Source organism: Borrelia duttonii Ly (assembly GCF_000019685.1).
Lineage (GTDB): Bacteria > Spirochaetota > Spirochaetia > Borreliales > Borreliaceae > Borrelia > Borrelia duttonii.
In genome coordinates this window covers 1-14176 of the sequence record NC_011250.1, presented here as the reverse complement: position 1 = coordinate 14176, position 14176 = coordinate 1, and the positions used below count along the sequence as shown (strand labels likewise).

The following is a 14176-nucleotide window of genomic DNA, read 5'->3' as shown; positions in this document are numbered from 1 at the left end:
AATGGATATATACAGTAGTAGTATTTTTAAGTCTATGCAAAGGGGATATAAGCGTGAATTTGGTGTTGATATTGCGTTTTTTATTAAACCAAAACCAGTATTTGTTGATTTTAAAAGCTTTGAAAATAAGTTCTTAACTAAAAAACAAACGTAAAGTGTTAAGTGATATTGAAAAGAATAATCAAAACAAAGTTATTTTATCGGGTGGAATTTCAAGTGGTAAAACATTTTTGGCTTGTTATTTATTCTTAAAAACTTTACTTAAAAATAGGCATCTTTATAGGAAAGATACCAATAATTTTATATTAGGCAACTCACAGAGATCATTAGAAATTAATGTTATAGAATAGTTTGAAAAGCTTGCTAATATGCTTAAAATACCTTTTGTTCCCAAATATTCAAATACGTCATATTTTGAAATCGATTCTTTAAGGGTTAATTTATATGGTGGAGATAAAATAAGAGATTTTGAAAGATTTAGAGGATCAAATTCTGCTGTTATTTATGTTAATGAAGCAACAACGCTGCATAAAGAGACATTAAAAGAAGCGCTTAAGAGACTAAGAATAAAACCAGAGTTTATTGTTTTTGATACTAATCCTGATCATCCAGAGCATTATTTTAAAACAGATTATATTGATAAGAATACAATATATTCTACATATAATTTTACGACATATGATAATGAGGAAATTTCAAAGGAATTTATAAAGACCCAAGAAGAACTTTATAAAGACTTTCCAACATATAAAGCCAGTGTACTACTAGGAGAATGGGTCGCAAATAATGATGCGATATTTCGTAATATTAATATTATTGAAGACTATGACTTTAAAAGTCCTATAGCTTATTTAGATTCTGCATATAGTAGTGGTGGGGATAATACTTCTCTTTGTGTTTTAGAGAAAGTGTCGGATAAGTATTATGCATTTATATTTCAAGAGCAAAAACCAGCTGTTGATCCATATGTTATGAATACAATAAAGGTAATAATGGGGAATTTAATGTTAATACTCTTTATATTGAAGATAGAGATGATATTAAAGGAGCTGGGGCTTTAACACGTGAATATGTTAGACTTAGAGATAATATGCAAAATTACTTTAGAATTGCACCAACAAGACCCAAAACAAATAAACACGCAAGCATTGTTTCTTTATTAACACCATTTACTTATAACAAGGTGCATTTATTATATTATAGTAATCGTTCTGTATTTCGTGATATTTATTCATATAATGGAGATGGCAAAGTTCATGATGATGCTCTTGATGTATTATCAGCAGCATATTTAATTTTGTCTTTAAATTATCGTGATAGAATTAGGCATTTTACTAAATTTACTTTCATTTAGCTTATAAATTATTGTATAATAATTACATAAGGAGATTCTTTATGGAGTATATGCAAATGGAACCTGTAATTACTAGACAGATGGTACTAAATGAGCTTGTAAAAGCGGGTATTAATAGAGAGATTGCAGACGATTTGTCTTATAGATACTATAAAAATGAGCTTACTATTAAAGATCTTCAATATTTAGAAAGTAATTTTAACCTTAAATTAGAAATATTAGAGCGTGGTTTAAAGGCTGATATTAGAGAACTTGATACTAAGATTGATACTGTTGAAAATAACCTAAATAATAAAATAGATACTAAATTTAATGAACTTGATACTAAAATAGATACTAAATTTAATGAACTTGATACTAAAATAGATAAATTTGCATTAGAGGTTAAAGGAACATTAAAATTACATGCTTGGATGTTTGGGACCATTATTACTTTAACTATAGGAATTTTATTAACGCTGATATTTAAATAAGTAAATGTTTCTTCTATCTAAAGAATAAGTTTAATTTTTTTGCAAATTTTTTATAGTTTTTGCTTTTTTTAACAAAAATAAATAATTGATCTATAATTATTTTTTGTATATTGAATAAGGTTAAATAAGGTTGATAGGTTAGAGGTAAAATTAGACACAATTCTAAAATCAATCTAATTAATAGGTGAATTAGTATATATTGAAATATAGTTAAGTTATTATGTAAAAATTTTGGCAAAGGGAGCAATGAAGCTCTCTTTTTTATTTGCAGTATTGTGTATGTTGTATGAATAATATTCATATAAATCATCATTTAATCATTATTTATTGATGTTTTTTTGTTTCCTAATAAAAGCTATAAAAAGGCTAAAAAAATAAGGAGTCAAAGAAAATGAAAGAATGGGAAATAAAAAAAAGAAAAACAAGGAGGCTAGAAGAATGAATATAGAGAAAAAAGGAGAGGGGAAAGTAAGAGTAATAATATTGATGCTGGTGATGATGATGATGGGATGTAATAGTGGAGGAGTGAAAGGAGAAGGGACAGGAGGAGGAGACGGGAGAGGAGGAAGTTTGAGTGAGGTAATGCTGGAAGTAGGGAGAAGTGCAGAGAATGCATTTTATGCATTTTTGGAGTTAATGTCAGATGTATTGGGATTTAGCGTGAACACAACTACAAAGAAAGAGGATGTAGGGAATCATTTTAAGAGTTTAGGTGTGAAACTTGGGAAAGCATCAGAAGAGTTAGAAGAAGTAGCAAAGAAATCGGAGACAGGTGGTGATAAGAATGATTCATCAAAAAATTTAATTAAGGAAATAGTTGATTCAGCTAGGGGAGTTTTAGGTACATTGAAAGGGTATTTAGAGTCTTTAGGAACAGTAGGTGATTCTAAGCCAGTAGGTGAGGCAGGAAGTGATGCTACAGGGGCATCAGCAAATGAAGGTGAGTTAAGTAAGGCTCTTAAAGCATTGAAAGGAATAGTAGAGATAGCAAAAGGTGCAGGTGTTGCAGAACCGATTGCAGGGATTATGTCGTTAAATGGAACTGGTATAGATAATAAGGAGGGAGTTAGGATATTAGCTACAGATAATAAAGCATCGGCCGTAACAGATGCAGGTAAAGCTGCATTAATAGTATCATCAGTAAGTGGAGAAGAAATATTAGCATCAATAGTTAAATCTGAAGAAGGTGATTCGGCATTAGGAGGAACAGCTCCAGATGATAAGACAACTGCGGTGAAATTTGCCAAAGGAGGTAATGTAGCTAACTTAGCAACTGCAAATACTCCAAAAGCATCAGCAGTATCAGGAGGGATAGCATTACGTTCATTGGTGAAGGATGGGAAACTAGCATCCGGAGCGGCAGATGGTAGTGCAGGAGGTAAACAAGATGTACAAGCAGTAGGGATGAGTGCAGTAAATAAACTATTAGTAGCAGTGGAAGATTTGGTTAAAAAGACAGTAAAGAATGTACTAGAGAAAGTAAAGCAAGGAGTAGATGAGGCAAGAAAACCAAAAACATCCAATTAGCCAATAAGATAGATATTAAATTACTTGAAAGTGGGATAGAAGGAAATATAGAGATAAATTTGGATTTCCTTCTATATTGTTATTTTAGTAATTGGTTTAGACTGATAAACAGTATTATGACTTTTTTAGATTAACTTTCAAAGTCATATTTTTTTGTATTAAACTGTAAAACATTTTCAACTATATTATCTCTTAAACCAAATCTGATTAGTAAAAATAACGTTATTAATATTTTACTTCAAATGTTTCTTTACATATATTTAATTTTTTATTTTTTCCTTATAGTAGCTTTATCATCGTCATTTGCTTGTATAGTTTCAATACCTATCATTATTGATTATTAGTATTACCAAGTATAATTTTTACTTTATTAGAAGTGTAGTTCTTAATAATCGCCATCTATCTTTTTTATTATGAGTTTGATTTTGTTTTTTCTTTTTTGCTATTTTCAGAAGAAAGGTAAATAATAAAATGAGACTAAGAAAGGCATGAAAGAGAAATTGGGAGAAGAGAATTAGAGAGAGGAGGAGAGAGAGGGAAGAGAGGAGAGATAAAGAGGGGGAGAATAGTAAAAGGAATAATAATGGTGATGATGATGGTGATGATGGGATGTAATAGTGGTGGAGTAAAGGATCCAGAGAAAGTATTTTTGAGTGAGATGGTAAATTTAGGGAAAGGATTTTTGGACGTATTTGTTGCTTTTGGGGATATGATTACGGAGACATTAGGAATAAAGGCAGAGACTAAAAAAAGTGATATAGGTAAGTATTTTAGTGATATTGAGAAGACTATGAATTCAGTAAAGGAAAAGTTGCAAGAAGAAGTATCAAAGAATGGGCAATATGAGAAAGTTAGGAAGGTAGTTGAGGAGTTTATTAGTGGTACTGTAGATAAGATAGCTGCAGGAGCAAAAGAAGCAGCTTTAGGAGCTAGTGGTGGAGGTAGTGAAGTAATAGGAAGTGCTGTCAAAAATGGGGATGCATCTCCTTCAGAATTACGAAGTGTTAAATCTTTGGTGAAAGGAATTAAAGAGATAGTTGAGATTGTGTTAAAAGGGAAGGGAGATGCAGGTGCTGATGTTAGCTGGTAAGAAAGAAATTAAGGAAGGGGCAAAGAAGGATGCAGTAATAGCGGGAGGTATAGCACTTAGAGGTATGACTAAAGGAGGTAAATTTTCTATTAAGGATAATGATGAAGATGCATTAAAGACAGTCAATGGGGCAGTAGCAAGTGCAGTAAATAAGGTATTGAGTACATTGACAATAGCAATCAGGAATAGATTGGATGAAGGATTAAAAGAGATAAATAAGGTGTTAGGAGAGATTAAACAAGGAGAAGGATCTGTTGCCAAAATTAATGAATAAAAGAATAAGATAATTAGTACAATTTAGGATATAATTAAATTTTTTAATAAAAACTTGGTTAATGAGAGCAATCAAGCTCTCTTTTTTTATTTTAGGTATTGTGTGTGTTATATAAATCATTTTTTTTCTTCTAATCCTTAATAAATAAGCTATGAAAAAGCTAATAATGAATATAAATAAGGAGGCAAAGAAAATGAATAGAGAAGTAAAAGAAGGAGAAATAAAAGGGAAGAGATGAATAGAGAGAGTGAGAGAGAGAGGGAATAGAATGGATAAGATGTGGGATAGAATGAGAATAAAGGGAATAATATTGATGATGATGATAGTGATGGTATGTAATAGTGGGGGAGTAGGAGAAGCAGAGCAAGGTAAAAATAAATTTTTGCAATCTTTAGTTAATGTGAGTGAAGAATTTTTGAATGTTTTCACATCATTTGGGGAAATGGTGGGGAGTGTATTGGGATTGAAGGCCGATTCTAAGAAGTCCGATGTTGCTGCTTACTTTAAGACAGTTCAAGATACTGTGCAAGGAGCCAAGGATGGGCTTAATAAAATTGTTGCTGAAATGAAAAAAGAGAGTAATCCTCATGCTGCAGCTACTGAGACTGCAGTAAATAAATTAGTTAGTGAAACACTTGATAAAATAATTACTGGGGCAAAGACAGCAAGTGAGGCAATTGGTGGTGATGCTAATGACTTCATAGGTAATGTTGCTGCTGGTGGTGCTAATGGTGCTGGTGCTGGAGCTAAGGGCGATGGTGTTGAAAATTTAGTAAAGGGCATTAAATCAATTGTGGATATAGTACTTAAGAACAAAGGAAGTGCTGAGGCTGGAGATGGTAAAAAAGCCGATGCTCTTGGGGCAAGAGGTAATAATGCTGGTGATGCAGGAAAATTATTTGGTAATACTGATAATAATGGTGCTATTGCCGCAGATGCGAAGAAGGCAGCAGCAGATGCAGCAAAAGCAGTTGGGGCCGTTACTGGAGCTGACATATTGCAAGCTATTTCTAAAAATAATGGTGATTCAGCTAAGTTAGCTAATCATAATGCTTCTGCTCAAGTTACTGGTGTTGCTTCTGATATTAAAGATGCTGTTATAGCGGGGGGGATAGCATTGCGAGCGATGGCAAAGGGAGGAAAATTTGCTAATGAGAAGGATAATGCTAATAATGATGTTGTTACTGCGGTTAGGGGAGCAGCAGTAAGTGCAGTAAGTAAGGCATTAGATACATTAACAATAGCAATAAGAGAAGCAATGGACTTGGGTCTTAAAGAAATAAAAAAAGTGATGAAAATTAATAATGATACTCCTGTAGCAACATCTGAGAAGAGTGGTTCTGGTGTTAAAAATCAATAATCAAAATTATATAAGTAAATAAAAAATAAGAAAAATAAAGTTGTAAAGATAAGATACTAAGAGTTAAGCTCTTTGTATCTTTTATTTTATGGTGTGTTGAGTAAAGATATATTGCTTTATATTATTAATTTTATTATTTGTGTTTTTTAAATATAATGAAAGATATTCAGTTTATTTATTTTATGAAATTGTACATACAAAAAAAGACAATACATTATTAAAGATAAGTTTTAATATCGATTATTAAGGAGGATAGTAAAAGAGAAATTAGGGAAAATTGTAGGAGAATATGGGAAATATGAGAAAGTGAAAGGTAAGGTAGAGGAATTTATTGGGGGGAGATAAGTAAGATTGAAGAAGGAGCCAAGGAAGCAGCAAAGGGTGCTAATGAAGGCATTTTTATTTGTAATGCTGTTCAAAATCAGACTGCAGTTGCTGCTAATAAAGAATCTATTATTTCATTAGTCAAAGGAATCAAGGCAATTTTTGGAATAGTGTTAAGGGATGGTGAAGGTAGTGCAGATGCTAGTAAGACGGCAGATGGTGATAAGAAGGATATTGGGAAGTTGTTTGCAGATGAAGATGCTAATAGAGCTCAAGAAGCAGATGCAGCTAAGGCAAGTGCATCAATAGGAGCAGTAAGTGGTGCTGATATGTTGCAATCTATAGTTAAATCTAAAGAGAATCCTTCTGTTTATGATACTGAGGGAATTGAGAAAGCTGGAGATGCAGCAGAGATAGCAGTTGCTAAAGCTGTTGATGGCAAGAAAGAAATTAAGGAAGGGGCAGCAAAGAAAGATGCAGTAATAGCAGGAGGGATAGCATTGAGAGGGATGGGAAAGGAAGGTAAATTTGCGGCTAAGGATGGTGATGATGGTAAACATGCAAATGCAGTGAATGGAGCAGTAGCAAGTAATAAGGTGTTGAGTATATTGGTGATGGCGATCAGGAATAGAGTGGATGAAGGATTAAAAGAGATAAATAAGGTGTTAGGAGAGATTAAACAAGGAGAAGGGTCTGTTGTCAAAATTAATGAATAAAAGAATAAGATAAGAATAAGATCATTAGGATAAAATTGAGAATATAGTTAAATTTTTTAAATAAAAATTTAGTTAATGAGAGAAATCAAGCTCTCTTTTTTTATTTGTGGTATTGTGTATGTTATATAAAGCCCCATTTATTTGTTTTTTGATTTTAAATAAAAGCTATAAAGTAGCTAGAAAAAAATAAAAAATAAGGAGGCTAGAAGAATGAATAAAGAGAAAAAAGGAGAGGGGAAAGTAAGAGTAGTGATATTAATGATAATGATGGTGATGATGGGATGTAATAGTGGAGGAGTGAAAGGAGAAGGAGCAGGAGGAGGAGACGGGAGAGGATTAAGTGGAGCAATGATGGAAGTAGGGAGAAGTGCAGAAAGGGCATTTTATGCATTTATAGAGTTAATGTCAGATGTATTGGGATTTACTGCAAAAGTGGATACAAAGAAGAGTGATGTAGGAAATTATTTTGATAGTCTAGGTAAGAAGCTTGGAGATGCTTCAAAAGAGTTAGAAGAGGTGGCAAAAAAATCAGAGACAGATACTAATAAAGATGATTTATCAAAGAATTCAATTAGAAAGGCAGTTAATTCAGCTAAGGAAATTTTAGAGATATTGATAGAACATTTAGGGTCTTTAAAAGGGATCGGAGATGACAATATAGTAGGTGAGGCAGCAAGTGGTGGTGCCGCTGCAGTAGGAACATCAGTAGATGAAACTGAATTAAAAAAAGCTCTTAAGGCATTGCAAGAGATAGTGAAAGTTGCACAGGGAGTAGGTGTTACAGAGTTAAAAGCAGGGACTGCGGCATTAAATGTGACCGGAGTAGATAATAAGGATGGAGCTAAGATATTGGCTACAAGTGGTGCTGATAATCCTGCAGCAACAGATGCAGGTAAAGCAGCAGCGATACTATCAAGTGTAAGTGGTAAAGAAATTTTAGCATCAGTAATCGCGTCAAAAGAGAATGATGCAGCATTAGGAGCGTCTGCAGATGCAAATACAAGTGCAATTTCTTTTGCAAGAGGAGGATCAGCAAATCATTTAGCAGGTGCAAATACTCCGAAAGCAGCAGCGGTAGCAGGTGGTATAGCGCTACGATCATTGGTTAAGACAGGTAAATTAGGAAAAGGAGCAGCGGATAATGCTACAGGAGGAGGAAAAGAAGTACAAGGAATAGGAGTAACTGCGGCAAATAAGTTATTAGGAGCAGTAGAGGATATAATTAAAAAGACAGTAAAGAATGTTCTTGAAAAAGCAAAAGAAAAAATAGATGAAGCAAGAAATCCAAAAGCAGCTAATTAACAATAAGATAGATATTAAGTTACTTAACTTAAAATTAAGAATAGGAGGAGATCTAGAGATACATTTAGATTTTCTTCTATTTCTATATGGTAGTTCATAATGGACCGTTGGTTTCTGGGTCATATCAAATAATAACTTCTGTAAATACAAAATTGAAAGCATTGGAGTTAGAGGCTGAAAAGTTTGATGGAATGAAGGCTAAGATTTTAGCTGCTAAGACTTTAGGGGAAGGATTTTTAACTAAATTGAAGACAGCTCATTCTGATATTGCTAAAAATGATGCTCAAGATACCGATGTAAAAAAAGCTCTAGTTAAAGATAATGGTGATAAGACTAAGAGAGCGGAAGAACTTGGTAAACTAAATACAGCGATTAATGATTTTGTAAATTCAGCCAAAGAACTTGCAGAAAATACAATCAAGAAGCTTACAGCATCTACTAAAAAGATTTCTACTCAGTCAAGTTAGATAATTTAAGTAATTATTATAAGATTAATATTTAATTAAAAGGTAAAGTAACTTAATGACTGAAAAAATTAAATTAAGAAAAAACAAACTAGGAGCATAGTGTTCTTAGTTTTTGTTGTTATTTAGGGTTATTTGTTTTTATGTATAAATTTTGCTTATTGATTAGATTGAATGTAGATTAATTGCAAGATTTAGACTAGTGATTGTGTTGTTATTATAAACTAGGATTTTAAGATATATGAGCAAATTAATAGATAAAATAAATAAATTAAGAAAAATGATAAATAATGGTGACTTTGCATTTAGTGTTTTGTTGTGATCATAGATGATAGAGAAAAAAATAATTATTTTTTAAGCTATGTGGTTAATTTTAAAAAAGGTTTTTAAAAAGTTTTTTTGTTTTTGGTGATATGGTTACCGAGACATTAAGAATAAAGGAGGATACAAAGAAGGAAGGTATAGGGAAATATTTTAGTAAGATTGAGAATACTATGAAAACAGTAAAAGTAAAATTAGGGGAGATTTTGGCTGAGAATGGGAAATATGAGAAAGTGAAAGAGAAGGTAGAGGAATTTATTGGGAAGATAGATAAGATCGAAGAAGGAGCCAAGGAAGCAGCTAAATGAGCTGCAGGTAATGATGTTATAGGAGGCGCTACTAAAGATGGTGGTCAAGATCCTGCACCAGCAGATTCTGAGAGTGTCAAGGCATTGGTTAAAGGGATTAAAGAGATAGTAGGGGTGGTGTTAGGAGAGAATGAGGGAAATGCAGAAGCTAGTAAGACAGGAGAAAATGATAAAAAGGATATTGGGAAATTATTTGAAAAGAAAGCAAGTGGTACAGATGTAGAGGCAGCTAAGGCAAGTGCATCAATAGGAGCAGTAAGTGGAGCTGATGTTTTGCAAGCTATAGCGAAGTCTAGTGAAACTGCTGATAATAACAAAAATATTAAAGAAGTAAAATATGCTGCAGGTATTGCTGCTGCTAAAGCTGTTAATGACAAGAAAGAAATTAAAGATCCAGCAAAAAAAGATGCAGTAATAGCAGCAGGGATAGCATTGAGATCAATGGCAAAGGATGGTAAATTTGCGGCTAAGGGTGACGAGAAATCAGCAAATGCAGTAAATGGTGCAGTAGCAAGTGCAGTGAATAAGATGTTAAGTACATTGACAATAGCAATAAGGAATAGAGTGTTAGGAGAGATTAAACAAGGAGAAGGTTCTGTTGCCAAAATTAATGAATAAAAGAATAAGATAGCTAGTACAGTTTAGAATATAATTAAATTTTTTAATAAAAACTTAGTTAATGAGAGCAAAATAGCTCTCTTTTTTTATTTGCGGTATTGTATGTGTTATATAAATCATTTTTTTCTAATCCTTAAAGAAAAGCTATGAAAAAGCTAATAATGAATATAAATAAGGAGGCTAGAAGAATGAATATAGAGAAAAAAGGAGAGGGGAAAGTAAGAGTAATATTATTGATGATGATGATGGTGATGATGGGATGTAATAGTGGGGGAGTAAAAGGGGAAGGAACAGGAGGAGGAGTTAAAAGTTTAAGTGAGGTACTGCTGGAAGTAGGAAGAAGTGCGGAGAATGTTTTTTATTCATTTTTGGAATTGGTTTCAGATTCCTTGGGATTTGCTGTTAAAGCAACTACTAAGAAGAATGAAGTGGGAAATTATTTTGATAGGCTTGGTAAGAAACTTGAGATTGCATCAGGAGAATTAGAGAAAGTAGCAGAAAAAGCATCGGCAGATGTTGATAAAGAAGGTATGTTAAATAAGGGAATAAGAGCGGCAGTTGATTCAGCTAAGATGACTTTAAGTATATTAAAAGGGCATTTAGAATCATTAAAAGGGATAGGTGATGTCAATGTTGTAGGTGAAGCGGCGTCTAATGCCCAAGGAGTAGCATCAAGTGCAGATGAATTGAAGAGTGTCTTTAAGGCGTTGAAAGGAATAGTAGATATAGCTGATAAAGAAGATATTGAGAAGTTAGTAGCGGGAGATTTAGCAGTAAAAGTAGGTAATAATGGAACAGACAATAAAGATGGAGTTAAGATATTGGCTACAGATAACAAAGCGGGGGTAAATGATGCAGGTAAAGCAGCAGCAGTATTAACAACGGTAAGTGGCAAGGAAATTTTAGCATCAATAGTTAAATCAACAGAGGGTGATGCGGATACAGGAGTAGGAGATCAGGCAACTGCAAATACAAGTGCGGTGGCGTTTGCAAAAGGAGGTAATGCCGCTAATTTAGCAAAAGAAGCAGCTAAAGCAGCAGCAGTATCAGGAGGAATAGTGTTACGATCATTAGTTAAGAATGGTAAATTGTCATCAGGAGCACAAGATGGACAAGCAGGAGGGAAGGAAGAAGTACAAGCAGTAGGGATAAGTGCAGTAAATAAACTATTAGTAGCAGTAGAAGATATAATAAAAAAGACAGTTAAGAATGTACTTGAGAAAGTAAAGAAAGAAGTAGATAAGGCAAGAGATCCAAAAGCAGTGGGGCAGCAGTAAGACTTGAATATAGTTAGCAAAGGGAGCGATAAAGCTCTCTTTTTTTATTTGCAGTATTGTGTATGTTATTAAAGCCTCATTTATTTGTTTTTTGCTTTCTTCACCAGCATTAGCTCCCCTTGAACTATTACCATCTTTAGCCTTTTTATCATCCCCAGCTACAGGTGATGAACTACTTGGTAATGTTGCTACTGTTGGTGCAGGTGCTACGGGTGCTAAAGGTGAAATTGGTAATTTGATAAGGGGAATAAAAAATATAGTAGATATAGTGCTGAAAAATGAGGGTAATGCTGTAATACCACTAGCCTCACTAGCAGTCTTTGCTCCTTCTATTATCTTATCTAGTTTACTCTCAACTAATGTTTAACTGCACTCTCTACTCCCTCAGCATTTGGATTTTTTTCTTCCTTCATTTCAGCAACAATCTTATTAAGTCCTGTTTTAACTCCTTCTATAGTCTCCTGAATTGCCTTAAAATACTTCCCTACATCCGACTTCTTACTCTCAACACGCAACCCCAATACACTCCCCACCATTTCCCCAAATGATGTAAAAACATTCAAAAATTCTTCACTCACATTAACTAATGACTTCAAAAATTTATTCTTTCCTTGCTCTGCTTCCACCACCCCACTATTACATCCCATCACTACCATCATCACCATCACCATCACTATTCCCTTTATTCTTTCCATCCTTCCCTTCCTACTCTCCTCTTCCTTCCTCAATTCTTCCTTACCTTTTGGCGCTGATGCTAATAATGCAAAGGACGCAACTATAGCAGGAGGTATAGTGTTAAGAGCGATAGCTAAAGGTGGTAAGTTTGCTAACGGAAATAGTAATACTGATATTTCTACTGCAATTAGAGGAGCAACAACAAGTGCCGTAACTAAAGCATTAGATACATTAACAATAGCAATAAGAAGTGCTATTGATGAAGGACTTAAAACCATTAAAGAAGCAATGAAAATTAATACTAATGCTACTCCTGTTGCATCTGGAAATAGTGGTTCTGGTAGTCAAAATCAATAAGTCGAAATTACATAATTAAATGATAAATAAAATGATATAAATTAAGTTATAAAGTAAAGATACTGAGAATTAAGCCCTTAGTATCTTTTGTTTTATGATATCTAAAAAGATATATTTTATTTGCTATAATTTGTTAGTTATTATCCATTCATAGGATGTATATGTTCTAATTAAAAATATTCGGTTTATTGTATAAAATTGTATAGGATAGAGTTGTATAGTTGTAAAATTTTGTATAAAAATATAATGAATCATAAGATTGTAATATAAATTTAGCATGGTATAAAAACACATTAAAACTTCTAACGAAACTAAGGTCTTAAATAATAGGTATATATTAAAAATGTAGAAAAGTCTAGCAATAGTAAAATTTTGTTTTTTAATGTAGATAATAGAATATTATACTATTTGATATTAAGAGGTAATTTGTACAAAAATTAATAATTTCTTTAGGATTTATTTCAATTATATTATTTGTACATATTGTTAAATATGTTTTCATCATTTTTTTGATAAAAAATAGTAATTTTAATTAAAAAAATTGTATTTTAGATAAAGTGATATATATATTATTAATTAATAATCATTACTATTTAGTAATAGTGATTATTAATTCTTAAAGAAGGAGAATATTTGTGAGAAAAAATTTATTTATATTATTAGTTTTGGGGTTAGCGTCTTGTAATCTAGATTCTAAATTATTGGATAATAAAGGAAGACCTGACAATTTTTTAAAAGATGTTGTAAATAATGTTCAAGATGTTGTAAATGACGTTCAAGGTGATGAACCAATAAAAAAAGATTTTGTGGATAAAGTTTCTGTTAAAAAAGTAGTAGGAGGAGATTCTGTAATAAAAGATGAGAAAGGGGAATTAGTATCTGCCCTTATAAATGATATTAATAGTGTTATGGGATTATTAAATCAAGATAAGGCTGAAGTTGAGGATGCAAATCAATATGGTATGAAAGATGAAGTGTTTAAATTTGTGTTAAATGATGTTAATGGTAAGACATTAGATCATGATGATAATAAGGAAGTAAGACGATTATTTTATTCCTCTTTGTTATACAATAAAGCAAGAATAGAAGATTTTGCAGAAATTCTTAAAAAAGTAGAATCGGATAATACAAACAAGGGTACATGGATTCAAGATATAATGAATGCTGTAGTAGTAGATCTTCAGTTTGGTTTTGAGAGAATAATTAATAAATTAGAAGAGAATAGGGAGCAACTTGATAAATTAAGTCTTGTTGATTTAAGAGAAATTAAGTCCAAGCTTGAAGAAATGCAATTACAGAAATTAAATTGGAGGAAAGCCATAGATAGTCTTATTTCATCTTATAAAGCTAAGGCAGATGGAATTGATTCTGATAGCAAGAAATTGATAGAGCATATTGAGCAAAAATATAAAGATCTTATTAAAGTTAAAACTCCTGGAATGAAGGCAGTATCTAATAGAATTATAGCTATTCTAGGTACAATTAAGTAATTTACTTATAATTATTAAAATACAAAGGAAGATAAATTAATAATAGTCTATCTTCCTATATTTTTGTTGTAAAATGTATTTTAGGTGAAGTTTGGTAGAAAAAATTTATTTTATATGTATTGTAAAAAAGAGTCTTTGGCTTATTTAAATTTTACTTTTATAATAACGGTTAGCCTTAAAGTTCTAAGCCCGCGTTTATTAATAATTTCATGGGCTGATATAATAAATAATATATCTTTTAATATT

Annotated in this window: 7 protein-coding genes and 7 pseudogenes; 13 read left to right on the top strand and 1 reads right to left on the bottom strand. The window is 32.2% G+C overall.

Features of this window, described 5'->3' with window-relative positions:
* Window position 1: 1 nt before the first annotated feature.
* From BDU_RS06275 to BDU_RS09105, 11 genes and pseudogenes are all read left to right on the top strand, one after another.
* Window positions 2-1354: pseudogene (locus tag BDU_RS06275) on the top strand (PBSX family phage terminase large subunit).
* 41 nt (window positions 1355-1395) lie between these two features.
* Entirely contained in the window at window positions 1396-1827 is a 432-nt protein-coding gene (gene bdr, locus BDU_RS06270) for a Bdr family repetitive protein (protein WP_041177909.1), read from the top strand.
* 438 nt (window positions 1828-2265) lie between these two features.
* On the top strand, window positions 2266-3354 hold the full coding sequence (locus BDU_RS06265; RefSeq protein ID WP_012539515.1) for a variable large family protein: 1089 nt from the start codon (window positions 2266-2268) through the stop codon (window positions 3352-3354).
* Window positions 3355-3937: 583 nt separating this feature from the next.
* Window positions 3938-4718 (top strand): annotated as a pseudogene (locus tag BDU_RS06260) (variable large family protein).
* Between the two features lie 268 nt (window positions 4719-4986).
* Window positions 4987-6078, top strand: coding sequence for a variable large family protein (locus BDU_RS06255; RefSeq protein WP_041177914.1), 1092 nt, complete (start codon window positions 4987-4989; stop codon window positions 6076-6078).
* A gap of 249 nt (window positions 6079-6327) precedes the next feature.
* A pseudogene (locus tag BDU_RS06250) lies at window positions 6328-7118 on the top strand (variable large family protein); the annotation flags it as partial.
* A 210-nt stretch (window positions 7119-7328) separates the two neighbouring features.
* Window positions 7329-8420 (top strand): variable large family protein, encoded by a 1092-nt coding sequence (locus BDU_RS06245; protein ID WP_012539513.1) that lies wholly within the window; start codon window positions 7329-7331, stop codon window positions 8418-8420.
* Between the two features lie 86 nt (window positions 8421-8506).
* A complete protein-coding gene (locus BDU_RS06240; RefSeq protein ID WP_049752299.1) occupies window positions 8507-8887 on the top strand; it encodes a Vsp/OspC family lipoprotein in 381 nt (126 codons plus the stop codon).
* Between the two features lie 330 nt (window positions 8888-9217).
* A pseudogene (locus tag BDU_RS06235) lies at window positions 9218-10131 on the top strand (variable large family protein); the annotation flags it as partial.
* Between the two features lie 188 nt (window positions 10132-10319).
* Window positions 10320-11408 carry a variable large family protein gene (locus BDU_RS06230; protein WP_041177908.1) on the top strand — a complete coding sequence of 363 codons (1089 nt, stop codon included), beginning with the start codon at window positions 10320-10322 and terminating at the stop codon, window positions 11406-11408.
* Window positions 11409-11583: 175 nt separating this feature from the next.
* Window positions 11584-11697 (top strand): annotated as a pseudogene (locus tag BDU_RS09105) (variable large family protein); the annotation flags it as partial.
* A 7-nt stretch (window positions 11698-11704) separates the two neighbouring features.
* On the opposite strand, the pseudogene BDU_RS08665 reads toward BDU_RS09105, so the two are convergent.
* Window positions 11705-12103 (bottom strand): annotated as a pseudogene (locus tag BDU_RS08665) (variable large family protein); the annotation flags it as partial.
* A gap of 64 nt (window positions 12104-12167) precedes the next feature.
* On the opposite strand from BDU_RS08665, the pseudogene BDU_RS08660 reads away from it, so the two are divergent.
* Window positions 12168-12440, top strand: a pseudogene (locus BDU_RS08660) (variable large family protein); the annotation flags it as partial.
* A 635-nt stretch (window positions 12441-13075) separates the two neighbouring features.
* The gene (locus tag BDU_RS06215; protein ID WP_041177906.1) at window positions 13076-13930 is read left to right on the top strand and encodes a complement regulator-acquiring protein; all 855 of its coding nucleotides are present in this window, start codon (window positions 13076-13078) and stop codon (window positions 13928-13930) included.
* The last annotated feature ends 246 nt before the right edge of the window (window positions 13931-14176 follow it).

Bases quoted from the DNA above. Each gene is read 5' to 3' on its own strand.
- BDU_RS06255 (WP_041177914.1), top strand. From the start codon at position 4,987: ATGGATAAGATGTGGGATAGAATGAGAATAAAGGGAATAATATTGATG.
- BDU_RS06230 (WP_041177908.1), top strand. From the start codon at position 10,320: ATGAATATAGAGAAAAAAGGAGAGGGGAAAGTAAGAGTAATATTATTG.
- BDU_RS06265 (WP_012539515.1), top strand. From the start codon at position 2,266: ATGAATATAGAGAAAAAAGGAGAGGGGAAAGTAAGAGTAATAATATTG.
- BDU_RS06245 (WP_012539513.1), top strand. From the start codon at position 7,329: ATGAATAAAGAGAAAAAAGGAGAGGGGAAAGTAAGAGTAGTGATATTA.
- BDU_RS06240 (WP_049752299.1), top strand. From the start codon at position 8,507: ATGGTAGTTCATAATGGACCGTTGGTTTCTGGGTCATATCAAATAATA.
- bdr (WP_041177909.1), top strand. From the start codon at position 1,396: ATGGAGTATATGCAAATGGAACCTGTAATTACTAGACAGATGGTACTA.